Consider the following 16,680-nt stretch of genomic DNA (forward strand, 5'->3'; position numbering starts at 1 on the left):
GAAGGGAACTATACCCTCCTCAGGATTTGTGCAACAAAGTCGTGAAAAGGTACCAATTGAACTAATAATCGGTGAGAAAATGCACACTGAACACTGTCGCGAAAGTCGGATTGAACACCTGCGCGAGCAGTATGACCGAGGCGTTCAGTTTCACAGGCAAGAATTCTCCGAAATCGAAGCGAAGGTTAAGTATTGGCTGACCTTCCTCCTCCCCGCATCAATTGGCTTACTAGGCTACTTGTTGAAAACCGACGCAGGCGCATTGGGGGTCTACTTTACTTCCACGTCAGTTGCGACGCTTGTGATTTTAGTGACAGTAATTATCACATTTGCCCTATCGCTTCGTGTTGCATCAATACAAGCTGGGATTCTCAGGCCGAGTCGACCTGAATTGGGCGAAATGGACTATTACACGAACGGTAAGGATGAACATTGGAGGGAATACTTGGAAGCGGAAGTTTCGGAATTGCTTCGCGCTTTCGAGAATAACGAACGCGCCAACGCACAAAAGGCCAAATGGCTCATTCGTGGCCAAACACTACTATTTTTTGGAGTTCCCGCCGCCCCGACTCTGGCCATGGTTTGTGGAAATGCCCTTCTGTACGCCTGTGCCCACCAAATTGGGCTTGCGAGATGGTGCTTTCCCACCACCTCCGCCGCTACCACCGGAGTTTGTGCTGGGGCCACTGCTGGAGTTCTTGTTGCCGGAGTTCTTTTGCTGACCAGCCGTCATAGTACATCCTAAATTTGATGTCGGAAGATGAACATATCGAATACGACGCGTCCAGACTTTTCTTGGTCTTTAAGTGATCCATTGGAACGGGGGGGAGAACCGCCCGCGTCCGATGGAATAGTTGTAGGTCGTCGCACACGCCGAAATCGGAACGAAACATGCCCGTTGTCCAGTCCTTAGCTGCCCATCGACCCAGGGCAAGTAGCCTCCGAGCGCCGCCTGATTTGCCATGTCAGCACCGAAGGTGTGGTCTATCAGTCATCGAGAAACTACATTGGCGACCCTGTCCGTGAGATCTAATTATCCTCAGCGACCGACCTGGGCGGATAGATCAGTCATACTGTTTCACAGCCAATCTTGCTCAACCACTGCTCATGCGAGAATGCGTTTCCGGGCTCTCTATCCTCGATGCGTACATTGACTAGCACAAGGTCAACAGCTATCGCTTTCTTAACATGATAAGCAGCCGAGAAAACAAGGATCTATCAATGCAGTCGCCCGAAATCGAAGAGACACATGTTAACGGCACCAGGAATGAAGGTAACTCGTCCGACAAGGCGAAAGATGCTAGCGGAGACGGCTATTCGAATGATGTAGAACAGCGTGATGCTTTCAACTATATTGAGCATTTGAAAAGACAACAGGAGCGACGGGCGCTTTTCGCCGCTCAAGTGATTTTCGCTACCCTGATATCTGTTTTTGGCGCTTCATTATCCGTTTACGTTTATTCTGGTGGATTTCGAGTAGATGACGGCGTGAGGTCTCTGATCGATCAGAATATTAACGCGATCTTTTCACTTTCTCCAGCCTTCTGGGGCGGGATTGCTGGCGCGATAACTCGATGCCTTATGAGCGGCGCCTCTCTCGCTCGGCACGTGGGAGGTTTAGTTGGTTCGGGCCTTATCGCCGTTCTAGCAGTATTGAGCTTTGAAAGCGGTCTGGTGTCTATTTTCTTGGAAGCATACTTTTCCGAACGAAATGGAGGCGAACTGCAAGCCGCCAATATCACTGAAACAGTAGAGATTGGCGGTGTTTATGCGACAATTTTCGTTTCGATGGTATCGGGGATGTTCGCTTTTAATCTATTCTACCTCATGGAACGCGTAGCTGAGAAGGCAGGCAGTAAGAAATAGATTCTGTCCTGACAGTTCATTCCCCGCTTTCTTTGCAGAGGGATGGCCTACAGATGAAAGTACAACGATCCACCATTCTACTTCATCCCATCGCCTCGAATAGGCTAATGCAGCGTGTAGTCCATCTTAAGCCTCGCAGCTGCCAGGGTGCGCAATCGCGAACGATGCTTTCTTGCGCATCGCTGCCGTTCGCTCAGGAAGCAGCGAAGGTCGGCTTCCTGCCGACACTTTTAAAAGCCTTGGTGCTGCGGCGGCACAAGTCGTGTCCGCTTCGGGCTGTGTGCTGCCTGATGCACCTTCACCATCTATGGGCAGCAAGACTGGCGGGTAAGGCATCAAAGCCGACATGAAGTATTACGGCGAAAGTTTCTTTTCTGGATCGGCGAACGTTTGGCCACCATATAACGGCAGCCTGCCCAAAGCTGCCGGACACTCAAGCGCCGTCTCCATCCGCGCCCTGGATGTTCGATTGTCGCCTTTTCCAGAAGATATTTGCACCGAAAATGTCGTGCCAATAGGATAGCTAGGGCCAGAGCAGCGGGGACAGAAAATGCTGATCCATGTCGGTGAGGAACGAAATGGCAGGATTGATCGGTACTTGGCTGCAGCACTGTCCTCAATGGCCGGAGCATTGAATGCGGTAGGATTTCTCATGGCGCGCTCTTTCACGGCGAATATGACCGGCAACGTTTCTGCCTTCGCTGACGAAGTTGCTCAGGGTTCCTGGCGGGCAAGTCTTAGTTTCCTGCTTCTTTTGGCCCTCTTCGTAGGCGGAGCGGCATTGGCCGGAGCCTTCGTCACCTTCGGTGAGCAACGCGGCATCCGATCAATTTATGCCGCCGCCATCGCTGTAGAGGGGGTAGTAGTCCTTGCCTTAGGCGTGCTTCTTTCAGCATCAGCTGGCACTTCGAACATGTTTCTGGTCGGAATCCTAAGCCTTGTAATGGGTCTTCAGAATGCGGTCACAAGTCTCATCTCCAGATCTCGTGTCCGGACCACGCATGTATCTGGGATGGCTACGGATATTGGGATCGGCTTAGCAGCTGTGATAATGCCCGGACGCTCTCGCGAAGAAGCACTACCGAAATTGGCGTTACATGTTCTGACACTTTCCGCTTTTGCACTCGGAGGTGTCGCGGGCGCCTTACTTTATGGCTTCGTGGACACGTGGTTTTTTGCACTTGCTGGCTGTTGCCTTCTAGCGATAGCTCTGCCGAGTGTCTTAGGTGGACGCCAGTACCCAAGTTCTCGCTGAACTCTGCGCTTCGCTGACACTCGAGCAGAGTGCAGCATCGCCTTGGACCCCCAGCGCCTGCTGGTTGGCCGCTTAAGGGAAAATGGCCCGAAGGCTTCGCACTCGCAGCAGGGCCATCGCTGGGCCTTCCACGAATGTCGTGATTGGGCTAACTGGTGCCATCCAACTGCCGACAATAGGAGCGGAAGCGCTGCGTGCCAACTGCCGCATCGCCGCAATTCGACTTGGAATTCACACCTATTGGATGCTGCGGCCTTCATGAGTGGAGCCTTCGGTGAATGCGCGATGATGACGGTTGCACGTTGTTCCCTTGTGACCGAAGTTCTAAGTGAACTGCCCCGCGGGCCCCTAGTATAGCTCGCCCCTCACAATGACACTGCCCCGACATTTCATAGATCACCCGGTCTATGGTCAGGAAAGCGAAATGCGGTCCGCATAACCAACAAAAACAGCACTCGTCAACACGGACCGCAGCTCCAGACATGCCAAAGCAATTTAATGGTAGCTTGACGAAAGCCATGATCACACTTTTTTCTAGGAATGGTCAAAGGAACCTTTCTTCAATCAGCTCCAGAAACACTGCAAGAAACGATCGCCGATCAGCACCAGCTTTGGCGCTGTCCGCCTCGGTATTGCCTGGCCAGCCCCTCGTTGACTAACAATCTCCCAGCATCCTGACCATCGATCCAGAGCTGCCCCAGCCGTCTTCCGTAACGGTCCCTGCCTAGCTCTGTTTCAAGCCTCACAGAACCCGCCTGGTCAATCAGCTGGCGCAAGCGCCGAGTTGCCCTGTCGCCAAGCGCCTTCTCCGAGCTACATTTGGACATGTCAGTTTCTGGCGTGTCATAGCCGGTAAGTCTGTACTTCCGGCCGTGGACCTCGATCGTGTCTCCGTCAACAACGCGGATCTGGGAAGCCACCACTACCATGCGGACCGCATTTGACTGCTCAGGTGCGGGCGCGGTCCATTGGCCTGTAAAAAGCCAGCCTGCCAGCAAAAGGACACCCGGCGCTATGAGGATTATAAGACGGCTCTTGCCCCCTCGCCTTATGGCGGTACTTCTTCGCCTGTTTGCAAATTGCCTTAAGTCAGCCATGAGTGCCATCTCACTGATTTTGGGATGCAGGCTAGACGAAATTTTTGGCCTGGCAACCACCCAACCTTCGCCCGAATTATGATTGAGTATCCCCCTTTCGGCGGCTGTCAAGGAGGGCCACTCCCTTATTATCATGCTGGCTTCAATTGCAATCAAGCCTCAGCAATCGACCGCAATCGATAAGTACAACACCACGACCGTATCGGTGTCCGGCGGCAGGGTGGACGGCCGGACCTAGATAGGCGAGAAGCGATAGGACGCGCTCAGAACCTCCACTGCGATACCCCCGCCAACGCTGGGCAGTCCGTAGCGGCCCCTCAGGCTTCGGGACAGTTCATCGTAGTTGGCAGGCCAGCGCTCGCTCCGACGCGGCTCTCACCGCTGCCCGTCCAGGCCAGATAGGTCTAAACCCCCACAAACAAGAGCAGGCAGACCTCTTTATAGCTGCTGTAGTAAACTCCGCCCTCAACCTGATATCCGCCGCCACTCCTGCACGCATCCCACCGCTTACCACTAACTTGATGGATAGATGTCCTAGAACGCCAGAAATCCGGCAAAGTAGTAGACGCTACGCAACAGAAGAAACAGGACACCGCACCCAGCCACGACCAACAGGGTTTCACCGAGACGTGCCGCCCTAAGTCTCTCCTTCCTACGCCTCAAACCGCCAAACCTATTTTGAGCTAACCAATTTAGGGGCAGGAAGCAGTTTCGTCGCGGCTGCATCTGCATGCGCGGCGACATTCAGCGGGCAGAACGGCAGATCTTTCCCTCCAGCCACTGCCAGACGACGCAAGGCCAAAGCTAGACGGTCGCAGACCTCACTATACAAACGCCGATCCTTTGCATTCATCGCCCTACTCCTTGCTACAAGTCGGCCGGAAAACTTTCATCCGCTACCTCGCTGGCCTACTTACGAGGAGCCTCATGACGACATGCGATTTCTACCCATGGGGCAATAGTTGCTATGTCAACGAGTTGTCGCCCTCTCACACCTCTTAAAGCCTTCCGAATTCCTCGGTGACACAAGGCGTCAGGTGGTCTTCATCGTACAACATTTCGCATTCGACATGCCTGACCTTATACACTAGTTTTCCGCTCTTTTGCAGAGGTCCTTCGACCACCGTCACAAGTTCCCCGCCACCTATCCACAGTTCGGCAATTGCTGCGTCTCCGATTTTGAACACCGGCTCAGTCATAGCGAGACTTCATTCTCATGCGGCACACCGCCTCGACTGCATAAACGCCAAGCTGCCTACTAGTTCCGTGACGTCCTTGATTATTGGTGCCAACAGACCGTCTGTTTAACCACATTGGTACTCTCCTACACACAAACCCCTGCAACCCTACCTCGTCGAAATAAATATTTCGTTTTGTCCTTTGCAGCTGACCTGCAACAAGTCTCTTTCCTCGCCTTGGATTAGAATTCGGTCCGATTTCGAAACCTCTTGTGAAGCGAACAATTCTAGTGGCCGAACAGCTCATCAGCATACAAGCCGAACACGAGACTGGATGCCGTTCAATGCCGCACATCACGTCTACTGGCGGGGCTGTCGCCCCGACAGAACCTCGACCTTCTCCCCGCAATTCAGCAGCGCGCGCCGGTCCCGGGACCATAGGAGCTCCACCTGCTGATCGCTGAGCCAGCCCTCTGGGATACGCACCGGCGCCGCGCACGGCTCCACGGCCTCAGCGTAGCGCATTGAGCCGCCGCACCCGGCCAGGGCCGAGACAGCGAGGCACAGCAACAGGATCCGCATGGGCCTTTTCCTCCAGTTGGCGTGAGAGTTCATCGCGGGCGCGCAAAGCCTCGATCCGGGCGGCCTCCAGTTTCCGGAACGCCTCGATCTGAGCCAGCTCGCGCGCCTGGTAGCTGGCGCGGTAGTCCGCGGCCCCCTGCCGATAGCCGAACGCGGCAACCGCCGCCAAAGCCGCGAGGGCGACCAGTACGGCCGCCCCTCTCATGCTTCCGCATCCAGCGCCCGCAGGCACATCGATCGCTCCGACAGGCGGCGATTGGTCAGGCCACGGATCACCCGCCCCCCTGCCCGGTTCCAACGCGGCAATTCATTACAGGCGCCGCGCAGATCGCCTGCGTTGGCCTTGCGTACCAGCGTCGAGCGGCAGGCGACACCCGCACCGACATTGTAGGTCCAGGACACCAGCGCGATCTTGACCCCCACGGGCACCTTTGCGGTCAGACAACGGTCCAATGCGGCCTCGTAGCTGACGACTTCCCGCGCCAGCATCGCATCGCACTCCGCTTTACTGTAGCGATCGCCGGGCCTGACCCCCTTGGTTTCGCCATAGCAGACCGTCCAGACGCCAACGATGTCGCGGTAGGCCTGCGTCCTCAGCCCTTCCCACTGGCCGATGAAGGACACCGCCGAGGCGAGAGCGACCGACCCGCCCGCGATCAGGCCGACGGTCCGCTTGCACAAGGCACCGCTCTCATCCCGCCGGAACGCCCGCCAAAGCCCCGAGGCAGGCTGCACCAACACCCGGGCCGGAATGGCGAGCAGGTTCACCACGGTCGCCGCCAGCGCAAACCACAGCGGGTCCAGCCCCAGCATGTCGGGCGTGACCAGCGAAACGAATACAGGGGCAACCGACAGGACGGCTGCCAGCACCAGAAGACGAACAGACCAGGCGCCCTTCAGCGTGGCCTGCCAGTTGTCGATAAATTTCATGGGAATTCTCCATGCCAAAAGAGCCCGCAGGCGGGCCATTGAAGTTGAATTGTGAGGGGGATGGATCAGGCCTTCGGCAGCAACTCGAAGAACAACGTGTCAGTGCGGTCCCAGCGGGTTTCTGTCCCCCCTGCGACCGGGCAGCGGTATTCGAGGACGATATGCACGCCGACACGCCCCAGGCGCAGACCGGCCGGCATGTCTACAGGCGCCCTCAAACGCTCCGGAGACATACCAACCTGCGTAATCGGCTTCAGGCGAGATCCGCCTTGCCGAACGCCGCGGCTGTCCTCAAAAACGCTCGCCCCCTCGACAAAGGTGCAGTTCGTTCCCGCCTTGGTTCGGGCCATGTAGAGCACAATCCAGAGCGGCTCGCCTTCGCGCACCGGCTCCTCGACATAGCTGTAGCCCCGCGGCTGGCGAATGATCCGGTTTTCGCCCGCGATCTCATCGATGCGGTCGACCAGGTGCGCCAGTCGCCGATCGATGCGCTCAAGGCTATCAGGGCTGCGCCAGATCGCCAGCGCCTGGTCGCTAAGCGGCGTGAAGATTGCCGCCAACAGAACCAGAACCGCAGCGAAACCGGTGCGAGCGATCCATTTGAGCGACTCGTCCAGGAAGAACTTACGGACGGATGCGGCCACAGCACTCCCCGCGGTCACTTTACCAGCCATTCTTCCACCTCCGCGGACACGTCGCGCATTTTGATCCAGCTCGGGGCCACAGGTTGTCCCTTGCGGATGCGCAGCTTGCCCATGAGGCCCACCAGATCCCATTCAGGGCGTTCGGCCCGCGGGATGTACGGCTGCGACGGATCATATTCCGGGTTCAGCTTGCGGCGTTTCTGGGTCACGCGCTCGGCATCGGCCGGCACAGTCACGCCCTCGGGCACCTCATCAGCGGCGTAGCTGCGGCCCACGTCCTTAGCGGTTTCCCTCACCACCTCGACCATGCGCGGCACACGGTAAGTGCCCAGATCGTTGCCCGCCTCATCCACCAGCGGGAACTCATCGAACAGCGGCACCTGGACCGTCTCGGTCACGATCTTCTTGACCGCTTGCCCGTTCGCCACCTCGATCACCTCGCGGGTGCGCTCTTGTGCCTCGGTCGCCTGTTCTTGCACCGTCTCGGTCTCGGTGACGGTTTCGGTCCAGCTTACGGCCTCGTAATCCTCCCAGATGTAGGCGCCGAAATCATCCCGCAGATACTTGCCTTTCCAGCGGTCAATATCGCCGTCACCGACCACGGAAGGATTAGCCGAAATCACGCCGATGGGGGTTTCCCCATCCTGCGCCGGGCGGATCTTATCGCCATCCAGAACCACGGACAGGCCGGTGCGGGTTTCAGCATCCGGGTTGCCGTCCAGCCATTCGAAATATTCCGCATAGTCCGCACCGGTCCCTTCCCACCCTCGATCACTTTTTCCCAAACCATCACCGGTCAGAAGAAACTCAATATCCGCCCCGCCGCCGCTGCGGGCGGTCAAGAGGGAATAGTCGGAGTTTCCAGACTTCGCGGCGATGATACGCACAACATCATTTGTGAATGACGCGCTGTTGTGGGACACCCCCATCGCATGGTTGTTTGACGCGTTCCCGCTACCGGACTCAAAATTAGCCGCATGGCCTGCCACGTTGTTCAAGACGTCAAGATAGGCGGCAGGGCTTCTGCCGATACCGACTTTGCCCGAGCTGTCGATGGTTACATGGTCATTGGTTCCGCCAGACTGCAAGACAAGATCACCTTTGGCCTGCACAGTCAGTTCGTCAGTGTTCTCGTTGTGTTGAACCTTTGCGGCTTGCGTGTCGGTCTGAGAACCAAGGTAGAAACGTGCAAACCCGTCACCGTCGCGCGTCAGCAGCGACATACCAACATCGCCCGCGTTCTTACTGACAACGAAGTTGTCCGCGATAGCGTGGCCCGCGGACCCGTCCTCAACCTGTAGTTTACCGTTGATCTTCTGGTTGCCCACTCCGGTAATCATTTGCTGCCAGTCAGAGTATGTTCCACCCATGGAACCACTGCGAACCCACATCCGCTCCTCTGCATGGAAACTCGAAGTTCCGTCCGATAACCAAAGTTGCGTTACAATGGGCCCCGCAACCAGCACAAACATCATGCCCCAATCATTACCCGCAGGCGGACCATTCAAGGTGGAACTGTTTGTGCGATAAATCCCGGACACCAGACCGGCCTTGTTGCAATCATCCAGAGTTGGAAGGCTTGATCCCCCAAGCCCAAACGCCCCAACCTTCATGAGCTTGCCCACCGTGGCATCAGTGGCGCTGGCCTGCACCGCCGCGCCACCAAGACTGTCCGCCTCCAGTGTCGTGAACTTGCCCGCCGCGGGCGTGTTAAGGCCGATCGAGGTGCCGTTCAGCGCCCCGTTGATCACCGTGCTGTTGTTTTCAAGAAAGTTGATGAACGCCAGCATTTCATTGCGGTGCGTGGTCGCGAAATGCTGGAACAGCGCGTACATCTTGGCGTCAAAATCCGCCTCGGGCGCGCTGCGCTGCGGAATGTCCGGCCATTCCGAGAAGCTGGGAATGCTCATGCTCGATCGATCCTATTTGAGGGTTTTCAGAATGAGGGGAAAAACGGACTCACCCGCCACATCGAGCGGCTGGCCGTGGTCATCCACAAAGCCCAGGCCTTCGACCCCGAAGTTCGGGCCGTTGCCCGAGGCGTAGAAGGCGGTCGCCAGCCCATCGACTTCGTCGATGATATCCATCACCCGCGGCGCCTGGATGGTGGGCACCGCAAGGGACACCTCGACCTTCCGGGTCGAGCCGCGCTTGACGAGGATCTCCTCGCCGAAGTCGTCATAGCCCTTTCGACTGTGGCTGACGAAATCGATGCGCGGCAGGTTCAGAACGGTGCCGAGAAGGTGGTTCCGGCCGAGCACGATATGTCCGACCTCTGCCGTCGCGCCGATCGCGGAAATCGTGATGTCGATCCGGTGCCCGATGTAGCCGGGGAAGCCGTTCAACACCTTTTGCCGGGCATAGACGATGCCGCCGAAGAAGTAGGTGTAGACGCTGACGACATGGCCGGTATCGGCCATGACAAAGGTTTGGTCGTAGATCCTGACCGCGCCATCCCATACCTCGATCCGCACCGAACCGGCGGTTAGGCCGAAGAGAGAGATCGCATCACAGTCCTGCGTCGGGACGATCGAATAGGTGATCTGATCCGCGCGGCGGGCCTTGTTCGAACGCCGGTTGTCGAAGGCGGACCAGCGGTTCGTTGCCCTCAGGTCCAGCCACCAGGTGCCATCGTCGGCCACCGGGTCATTGCCCTGGTTTCCGTCTTGCATGCTTTCGTAGATCCGGTGCGACGCGGTGGAAATCACCTTGTCACCGGCCGCATAGGTGGTGCCGGCACCCCAGTCCGGGTGATCATTTTCAGCAATGTTCGAGGCGACCAATTCCACATCGGTCACCTGCATCGGGGAAATGATATTGAAATCCATCACGCACGCTCCGCCGGTTGCCCGGCCTCATCCCAATCTTCCAGAAACTGCGTAATCTTGCGCACGAACAGCTCCATTCGCTGCCCCTGCGCCAGGGCGGTTTTCGCGAAGGCATCGATCGCCTGCGCCAGTGGCCGGTTGTCGAGCATCGCCACGCTTTCTGCATGGCTGTGGATGCGAGAAGCGCCCGTGTTCTCGATCTCCCACCCGCGCTCGCCGACGATGCGCGGGCCACCGTAGTGAAGACCGCCAGTTGCGAACTTCGGCACAGCCCCCAAGGCGCGCAACTGCTGTCGCAGCTTGTCGAGCTTGCCCTCCATTTGCCGCTTGGAGCGGTTGAACCCGAAGATCTGATCTTCCAGCCCGCCGTCTGCCCAGAATTGCTTGCGCCACGCGTCCAGATTGCTTCCCGCACTGCGCACAACGTGATCCGCGCTGTACTGGATCTGGCCGTCCTCTCCGACCTTCAGCGTATGGCCCGGGTTCAACCTGACGCCGGTGGATTGCTCCAGCGCCCGGATCTTGCTGATGATAGACTGGCCATCCATGTTCGAGAGGTCGGACATCGCCTGCGCGCCCTTGCTCTGCAGGTCCGAAATCTTCAAGGCTGTTTCGCGCTGCTTGCGGTCCTTGTCGACGGCGGCCTGCAGCCTGCCCAGCATGCGAGACAACTTACCCATCGGATTGATCAGGCCTCGGCTGCTGTCGGCAACGTCCTCGAACAGCGTGCTGAAAGCCGTATCCGGCTCGAAGAAGACACCGCCACCGAAGGTGATTTTGCCGTTCCCTTTAGAACCGATCAGATCTTGCAGGCGGTTGAGCTGACGCACCGTCGCGCCGCCCTCCTTCGTCAAGGCGACATTCACCCGGCGTGACAGGGTGGCCGCGCGGGTCAGCACCATCTGGCGCGTCTTCGGGTCAAGATCCTGCGCCAGGTTCAAGTTCAGGTCACGCCGCAGGTTGGCCGAGGTCTTCAGGACCAGCTTGCGGGTCTTCGCGTCGAGATCTTCACGCAGCACCAAATCCAGCGCGGCAACATGCTCGGACAAGGCATTGGTCGCGATCCACTTGTCGGCTGGCGACAACTCGTCGTTGCGGATCACGAAATCCAGCGAGGTCCGAATTCCACTATCCGCGCGCGCCACCAGTTTCTTCAGCCACTTTGGCGCATTGTCATCCAGCCCCACTGCAACATCGAGGCGGCCCACCAGGTCATCATAGCTGAAAGCTTCGGCGTTCTTGATTGCATCTTCCAGCGCTCCCAAAGCGCCCTCAAAGGCTCCAACAGTCCCGTCCCAATCCTCCGCCAGCGCCTGCACACCGGCGCCCAGCTGCCCCACCTCCTCGGCGGTCAGCCCTTCCAACTGCAGGAACTGGCCAAGGCTTGTCAGCACCTCGATCTGCTGCTCGTAAAGCCCGCGCAAAATGTCCTGGTTCGCGCCCTCCAGGTCCGCGATGCCGGCGGCCAGGTTCAACTGCCCCTGAACCTCAGCCGCGGCCCGGCGATATACGAGCGAGCTGGCCGCCCCTGCCCGAAGACTTTGCAGGTATGCCCGCGCCAATTGCGGGATGGCCTGCGCCGCCTGGACGTCACCGCCGCGCGCCCGTTCAAATGCGCTTTCATAGCGCCCTCGCTGGACCGCCAGCGCTTGGGCTGAACTGGCGGCGGTCAGGTCGGAATTGACCAAGCTGCCAAGAAAATCCCGAAGCGTCCCAGCGGCGCGATACCAAAGCTGCGCCGCGGCCTTGGCATCCGCCGCCATATCTCGCGCGGCCCCGATGCGGAGCTCAATCTCAGCCCCGACCTTGCCGACCAACCCCTGCATGGCTTGGGAGAACGCACCAACCTTTGGCAGGACTTGATCCATTCCGGCGGCCAGCTGCAGAAGCTCGGCATAAAGCGCGCGGCCTGCCGCGGTGGTCAGGTCAGCACCTTCAACAAGGTCGCGGAAACCTTGCCGGGTTTTGGGCATGGCAAGGCCAAGCTCCTTGAACTCGCCGCGCAATTGCTTCAGTGCCCGGCGCCGCAATGCGTCCGCCTGCTCCGCCTCGCTGTAGAACCCGGCAAAATAGGCATTGGCCGCAGCGCGCATCTGCTCTGCGCCACCGAACGCCTCAACCAGGTCGGATGCACGGTCGCCACCCTCAACAGAGGCCTTGAACGCAGTGCGTCCCAGAAGGTCCATCATGTCGTTGACCGCCATCAAGCCTGACGCCATGCGGTCCAGTGCCTCCAAGTGGGTCTCACCTGCCCGGATATACTTTTCGTTCGTCAGGATCAGTTCCGCCATTTTCTCGGCGGTCCTCTGCACCTGCGCCTGAAGGAGTTCCTGGATCTGTTCCTGCGACTTGCCATTGGTCCAGATGGAAAAGGATACATTCTCCATTTCCTTCAGACCGCTGGTGCTGAGGTTCAGGGCATCAGACAGCTCCAGCACGGACGCAGCCGCACCCTTCATGGCCGCATCGAGGGCGTCGGTCATCTCTTGCGGGATGGCCTTGTGAACCCATTTGTCGCTGCGGAATATCCCGCCCTTGTAGAAATCGAACAGGCGCCCACCCTCGAACCCCTCATGGCTAAGGGCTCCGTCGATTCCTGACCCCTTGTATTTCCGGCTGAAGGCTTTCGCGAGAACCGCGATCCCGCCCGCAATGATGCCGAGCGCGGGCAACGCCGCGCCCAAGGCGCCCCACCCCGCTGACGCACCTGTCGCCAATCCGCCAAGGTTCGCAAAGCTGGCGCCAAGGCCACCGCCAGACAAGATCCCACCAAGACCGGAAGTAAAACCGCCGAGAATGGCCCCGCCGCCGCCCAGCAGGTTCGCACCGCTTCCCAACAGGCTCAGCAGACCACCGCCGCCACCCGCCGCACCAGCGACGGCCTGACCACCGCTGCCTAGCAAAAGCTGATCCAACCCAAGGAACCCGGTCACCGAGGCGATGACAGGCAGCACGATCTTGGTGTGCGCGAACTGGTAGGCGATATCGCGTAGCATGCCCTTGATCGTGTCGCCAAGGCTGCCACCCTCGAACGCGGTGCGCGTAATTGCCTCGCTCCACTGGCCCTGCAAGTCTTTGACGCGCTGCATGCGGCCTTCCACGTTGTCCAGCTCGACCACCTGCGCCGCCAGGCCGTGGATCTGCGCCTTGCTCAGCCCGGCCCCCTCTTTGCCGAGACGCTGCTGCACCTGGCGCACCGCCTGCATGTGCTTGCGCTGCGTTTCGGACAAGCCGACCAGTTTCCGACGATCGGCAATCTCCTTCTTCAGCCCCGCCAGCGCGCTCTTTGTTGCGGCTCCACCCGCAGATTTGACACTGTTCAGTGCGTTCACCTGCTTCTGGTACTCAGCCCGCAAAGCCTGTTCCTGCTCATACAGTTGAACACGCTGCTCAATGGTGCTTTGCACGTAAGCGCGCTGCCCATCCTGCATCTGATCCAGCGGCCCGGCCGCAGCTTCGAGTTCGGCGCGGTACTTGGCAGCGTTTGCCGCTGCCACGCCCCCACCAGCCGACAGGACCGCCATGCCCGCTTTCAATCCGGCGATATTGGACTGCGCGGCGGCCAAGGCACCCGGCACCGAAGCAAGGTAGGTACTCAGCGCAGACGCCTGCCCCGCAGCAGATCCCAGCCCGCCCGCCAGGGCATTGCTGTTGTCGGCCGCATTGCCGGTGTTGTCAGCCGCAGCTCCCGTCTCTGAAGCGACACGCTGCGCGGCAACGGTCGCAGCATCGAGGCGCGCCTCGGCTTCTGCCAGCGCAGCCCCAAGCCGATCTATTTCCGCCCGCGCGGCCGCCATCCGGTCTGTTTCCCAAAGGCTGGCCCCAAAGAAGTTCGTGGTGAAGGATGCGGCCTCTAGCTCAGCCCTCGCGGCTTCCAACGCCTCACGCGTGGCATCACGTGCAGCCTCGGCGGCCCGGCGCATTGCCTCGGCGTTCTTGGCGGTCATGTTCTTGTAGAACGCGTCCGTTGCCGCGGTGAGCGTGTCATGTGCATCGGCCACCATTTGCACGGCTTCGGCATAGTCCTCAGCCGCTTGCTGTGACTGCACGAACCCGGCCGCGATGCCCCCCGCAACGGCCACCAGCGCCCCGATCCCGGTTGCCATTGCCGCGATGCGCAAAAGCTTCAGCCCACGGGTCAAACCCTTGACGGAAATGCTGGCAAGCGCAGCTTTCGCACTGGTCGCGCCAAGCGCGACTTCAAGCGCCACAGCGGCCTTCGCTGCCGCAAGAAACTTGACCGGTGCCAGTGCAACTGCTGAGACGGTTCCCAGCAAGGCGGCTCCCAAAGGCACCGCGACCTTCAGCAAAAGCCCCAGCCCGATCGCCGCCGGGCCAACAGCCGCGGTCAGTGCTACCCCAACAGAAATGAACTGCTTCGTGCGCTCACCCAACCCGTTGAACCATTCTGCGGCATCCGCTGCCTTTTCGCTGAGGTACTCCAGCGACGGCGCCAACCCAACGGCAAGCTGGTTGGCGACACCACGCCCCACCAGGCCCAGCCGGGAAATCGCGTCATTCGTCACTTCGATCTGGTCCGCATCGACTTCGGACACGGCAAGACCAAAGCGCGCGACATCCTCCGCCGCGGTGCGCAGGGCGGAGCCATCGATCCGGGTAAAGATCAACCCTGCACGACTGCCGAACAGATCCGAGGCCACGGCGGCTCGCTCCGCCTCCGGCACATAGTTCGCAAGCGCCGACTGGATCTTTGCCAGCCGCTCATCAAGCGGCAGCTGCTGCAACTCGCGCGCATTCAAATGCAGACGGGTCAGCGCCTTGGCAGCCGCACCGGATCCGCTCGCCGCCTGGCTCAGGCGCTTGGTCAGCTGCAAAGTCGCCTGCTGCACCTCACCGATCGAGACGCCCGACAAGTCAGCGGCCCGTTCCAGCACCTGCATCGACTTCACAGTGGTGCCGAGCGATTGCGCCATCTTGGCCTGAGCATCGATCACCTGAAGGCTGGATTTGACGGCAACAGTAGCCGCACCCGCCAGCGGCAAGGTGACACCCAGCGCCATCTTGCGTCCGGCGGCCTCGATCCCCGCCCCCATGCGCATCATGCGCCGTTCCAAATCGCCCATGGCGGCCTTGGAGCGCTTCGCGCCACTCTCGAATGCAGCGGAATCCAGAGAGAGGACACCGCGAAGCGCGCCAATGACTGCGGACATCTACCGCCCCTTCTTGCTTTGGTAATGCATGCTCATCAAACCGGCGCGCAGCTGCGCCAGTTCGTGCTTCTTGTCGCGGCCGACTTTCTTCTTGCCGCCGCTTGCCTGGGTGAAATCCGGCATCTTCTTCGGATCGTGGAAGGCATATTGCACCAGGATGCCCAGCTCCTGATTGAGCACCCGCAGAGCCGAGAACTCGGCATCCTTGGCCTTGATCCGGGCACGGGTGATCAGATCATATTCGCGCAGGCTGACTTGCCAGAATTCGGCGTAATGCAAGCCCAGCTCGCACCACACCGAAAACAGCCTCTGCCAGTCTATACGGCCGGGCTCTCCGCGTTTCCCACGTCACCCTCGCCGCCTTCTCCCTCCTCCTCGCGCAGGAACGGAAAGGCGTTCTGCAGCGCCTTGGACAGGTGCTCACCCGCTGCGTTTGCACCGCCAAGCGCATCCAGCAGATCCAGTGCATCATCGAGCTCGACACCGGCCCCATCCTCCAGGAACGCCGCCCAGGCCTGCGACACCAGTTTCACGCCGCCAGCGCCACTCAGAAGCTGGGACAGGATCTCGCCGATCGGCTTGCCGGTTTCTTCTTCCAGCCGCACCTGCGCCCGCATGGAAGCTTTGAGCTTGTGGGTTTTCTTGCCCACCTTCACGGAATGGGTGCTGATCATACGACCGGATCCCCCTTGGTCCAGTTGACCAGCCCCGTCGGACGCAGCTTGAGGTCGGTCATCAGATCGCCGTCTTGATCTACCGCCGGAATCGACGGGTTCAGGAAGGCCTGGTAATCGAACGTGTCGCCGGTCGACTGCACGCCGTCTTCCGGCGGCAGCACCACCTGGAAATAGACCGGCTTGCCAGCGGCCTTGTAGGCAAGCGCCTGCTCATAGAGCGCCGTCGAGTAGTAGCAGTTCAGGGTCAACTCGCCCGTATCGGTCAAGCCGGTGCCCCATTCGCGATTGCGGCCCGGGCTGTCCAGCGAGGTACGGTCCCGGTATTCCTGCGTTTCTTCCGGAATGCCGACCGTCTTACAGCCGGGAATTTCCGTCCAGGCAACGCCGTCCGCGGACCAGTTCACGGTACACAGATCACCCGCAATGACATTTTGTGCCATCACATCATCCTT

The 16,680-nt window shown here is 59.5% G+C and carries 15 protein-coding genes; 3 read left to right on the forward strand and 12 right to left on the reverse strand.

The window, feature by feature from the left end:
- The first annotated feature begins 79 nt into the window (after window positions 1-79).
- The 3 genes from AB9K35_RS15740 (at window position 80) to AB9K35_RS15750 (ending at window position 3,121) form a co-directional block, all read left to right on the forward strand.
- Window positions 80-745, forward strand: coding sequence for a hypothetical protein (locus AB9K35_RS15740; RefSeq protein WP_369927481.1), 666 nt, complete (start codon window positions 80-82; stop codon window positions 743-745).
- A gap of 476 nt (window positions 746-1,221) precedes the next feature.
- Window positions 1,222-1,866: a hypothetical protein gene (locus AB9K35_RS15745; RefSeq protein WP_369927483.1), complete on the forward strand. Its 645-nt coding sequence runs from the start codon at window positions 1,222-1,224 to the stop codon at window positions 1,864-1,866.
- 550 nt (window positions 1,867-2,416) lie between these two features.
- Entirely contained in the window at window positions 2,417-3,121 is a 705-nt protein-coding gene (locus AB9K35_RS15750) for a YoaK family protein (protein ID WP_369927485.1), read from the forward strand.
- 599 nt (window positions 3,122-3,720) lie between these two features.
- Here AB9K35_RS15750 and AB9K35_RS15755 read toward each other — a convergent pair.
- The 12 genes from AB9K35_RS15755 to AB9K35_RS15810 form a co-directional block, all read right to left on the reverse strand.
- On the reverse strand, window positions 3,721-4,353 hold the full coding sequence (locus AB9K35_RS15755; protein ID WP_369927661.1) for a thermonuclease family protein: 633 nt from the start codon (window positions 4,351-4,353) through the stop codon (window positions 3,721-3,723).
- A 538-nt stretch (window positions 4,354-4,891) separates the two neighbouring features.
- A complete protein-coding gene (locus AB9K35_RS15760) occupies window positions 4,892-5,071 on the reverse strand; it encodes a hypothetical protein (protein WP_369927487.1) in 180 nt (59 codons plus the stop codon).
- Between the two features lie 145 nt (window positions 5,072-5,216).
- Window positions 5,217-5,417, reverse strand: a complete 201-nt coding sequence (locus AB9K35_RS15765) for a hypothetical protein (RefSeq protein ID WP_369927489.1) — start codon at window positions 5,415-5,417, stop codon at window positions 5,217-5,219.
- 490 nt (window positions 5,418-5,907) lie between these two features.
- On the reverse strand, window positions 5,908-6,183 hold the full coding sequence (locus AB9K35_RS15770; RefSeq protein ID WP_369927491.1) for a hypothetical protein: 276 nt from the start codon (window positions 6,181-6,183) through the stop codon (window positions 5,908-5,910).
- Complete coding sequence (locus AB9K35_RS15775) at window positions 6,180-6,908, reverse strand: lysozyme (RefSeq protein WP_369927493.1); 729 nt, start codon at window positions 6,906-6,908, stop codon at window positions 6,180-6,182. Before AB9K35_RS15775 ends, AB9K35_RS15770 begins: the two co-directional genes overlap by 4 nt.
- 65 nt (window positions 6,909-6,973) lie before the next feature.
- Entirely contained in the window at window positions 6,974-7,582 is a 609-nt protein-coding gene (locus tag AB9K35_RS15780; RefSeq protein WP_369927495.1) for a hypothetical protein, read from the reverse strand.
- Window positions 7,567-9,462 (reverse strand): peptidase G2 autoproteolytic cleavage domain-containing protein, encoded by a 1,896-nt coding sequence (locus AB9K35_RS15785; RefSeq protein WP_369927497.1) that lies wholly within the window; start codon window positions 9,460-9,462, stop codon window positions 7,567-7,569. The genes AB9K35_RS15780 and AB9K35_RS15785 overlap by 16 nt, the downstream gene beginning before the upstream one ends.
- A gap of 12 nt (window positions 9,463-9,474) precedes the next feature.
- On the reverse strand, window positions 9,475-10,380 hold the full coding sequence (locus AB9K35_RS15790) for a hypothetical protein (RefSeq protein ID WP_369927499.1): 906 nt from the start codon (window positions 10,378-10,380) through the stop codon (window positions 9,475-9,477).
- Complete coding sequence (locus tag AB9K35_RS15795) at window positions 10,380-15,551, reverse strand: hypothetical protein (RefSeq protein ID WP_369927501.1); 5,172 nt, start codon at window positions 15,549-15,551, stop codon at window positions 10,380-10,382. Before AB9K35_RS15795 ends, AB9K35_RS15790 begins: the two co-directional genes overlap by 1 nt.
- On the reverse strand, window positions 15,552-15,830 hold the full coding sequence (locus tag AB9K35_RS15800; RefSeq protein WP_369927503.1) for a hypothetical protein: 279 nt from the start codon (window positions 15,828-15,830) through the stop codon (window positions 15,552-15,554). It lies immediately after the preceding gene.
- A gap of 38 nt (window positions 15,831-15,868) precedes the next feature.
- Complete coding sequence (locus AB9K35_RS15805; protein WP_369927505.1) at window positions 15,869-16,225, reverse strand: hypothetical protein; 357 nt, start codon at window positions 16,223-16,225, stop codon at window positions 15,869-15,871.
- A complete protein-coding gene (locus AB9K35_RS15810) occupies window positions 16,222-16,668 on the reverse strand; it encodes a hypothetical protein (protein WP_369927507.1) in 447 nt (148 codons plus the stop codon). Before AB9K35_RS15810 ends, AB9K35_RS15805 begins: the two co-directional genes overlap by 4 nt.
- Window positions 16,669-16,680: the final 12 nt, after the last annotated feature.

Source organism: Leisingera sp. XS_AS12 (assembly GCF_041224635.1).
Lineage (GTDB): Bacteria > Pseudomonadota > Alphaproteobacteria > Rhodobacterales > Rhodobacteraceae > Leisingera.

Excerpts from the sequence above, each read along its gene's own strand:
- AB9K35_RS15740 (WP_369927481.1), top strand. The coding sequence starts at position 80 with ATGCACACTGAACACTGTCGCGAAAGTCGGATTGAACACCTGCGCGAG.
- AB9K35_RS15745 (WP_369927483.1), top strand. The coding sequence starts at position 1,222 with ATGCAGTCGCCCGAAATCGAAGAGACACATGTTAACGGCACCAGGAAT.
- AB9K35_RS15750 (WP_369927485.1), top strand. The coding sequence starts at position 2,417 with ATGCTGATCCATGTCGGTGAGGAACGAAATGGCAGGATTGATCGGTAC.
- AB9K35_RS15755 (WP_369927661.1), bottom strand. The coding sequence starts at position 4,353 with ATGATAATAAGGGAGTGGCCCTCCTTGACAGCCGCCGAAAGGGGGATA.
- AB9K35_RS15760 (WP_369927487.1), bottom strand. The coding sequence starts at position 5,071 with ATGAATGCAAAGGATCGGCGTTTGTATAGTGAGGTCTGCGACCGTCTA.
- AB9K35_RS15765 (WP_369927489.1), bottom strand. The coding sequence starts at position 5,417 with ATGACTGAGCCGGTGTTCAAAATCGGAGACGCAGCAATTGCCGAACTG.
- AB9K35_RS15770 (WP_369927491.1), bottom strand. The coding sequence starts at position 6,183 with ATGAGAGGGGCGGCCGTACTGGTCGCCCTCGCGGCTTTGGCGGCGGTT.
- AB9K35_RS15775 (WP_369927493.1), bottom strand. The coding sequence starts at position 6,908 with ATGAAATTTATCGACAACTGGCAGGCCACGCTGAAGGGCGCCTGGTCT.
- AB9K35_RS15780 (WP_369927495.1), bottom strand. The coding sequence starts at position 7,582 with ATGGCTGGTAAAGTGACCGCGGGGAGTGCTGTGGCCGCATCCGTCCGT.
- AB9K35_RS15785 (WP_369927497.1), bottom strand. The coding sequence starts at position 9,462 with ATGAGCATTCCCAGCTTCTCGGAATGGCCGGACATTCCGCAGCGCAGC.
- AB9K35_RS15790 (WP_369927499.1), bottom strand. The coding sequence starts at position 10,380 with ATGGATTTCAATATCATTTCCCCGATGCAGGTGACCGATGTGGAATTG.
- AB9K35_RS15795 (WP_369927501.1), bottom strand. The coding sequence starts at position 15,551 with ATGTCCGCAGTCATTGGCGCGCTTCGCGGTGTCCTCTCTCTGGATTCC.
- AB9K35_RS15805 (WP_369927505.1), bottom strand. The coding sequence starts at position 16,225 with ATGATCAGCACCCATTCCGTGAAGGTGGGCAAGAAAACCCACAAGCTC.
- AB9K35_RS15810 (WP_369927507.1), bottom strand. The coding sequence starts at position 16,668 with ATGGCACAAAATGTCATTGCGGGTGATCTGTGTACCGTGAACTGGTCC.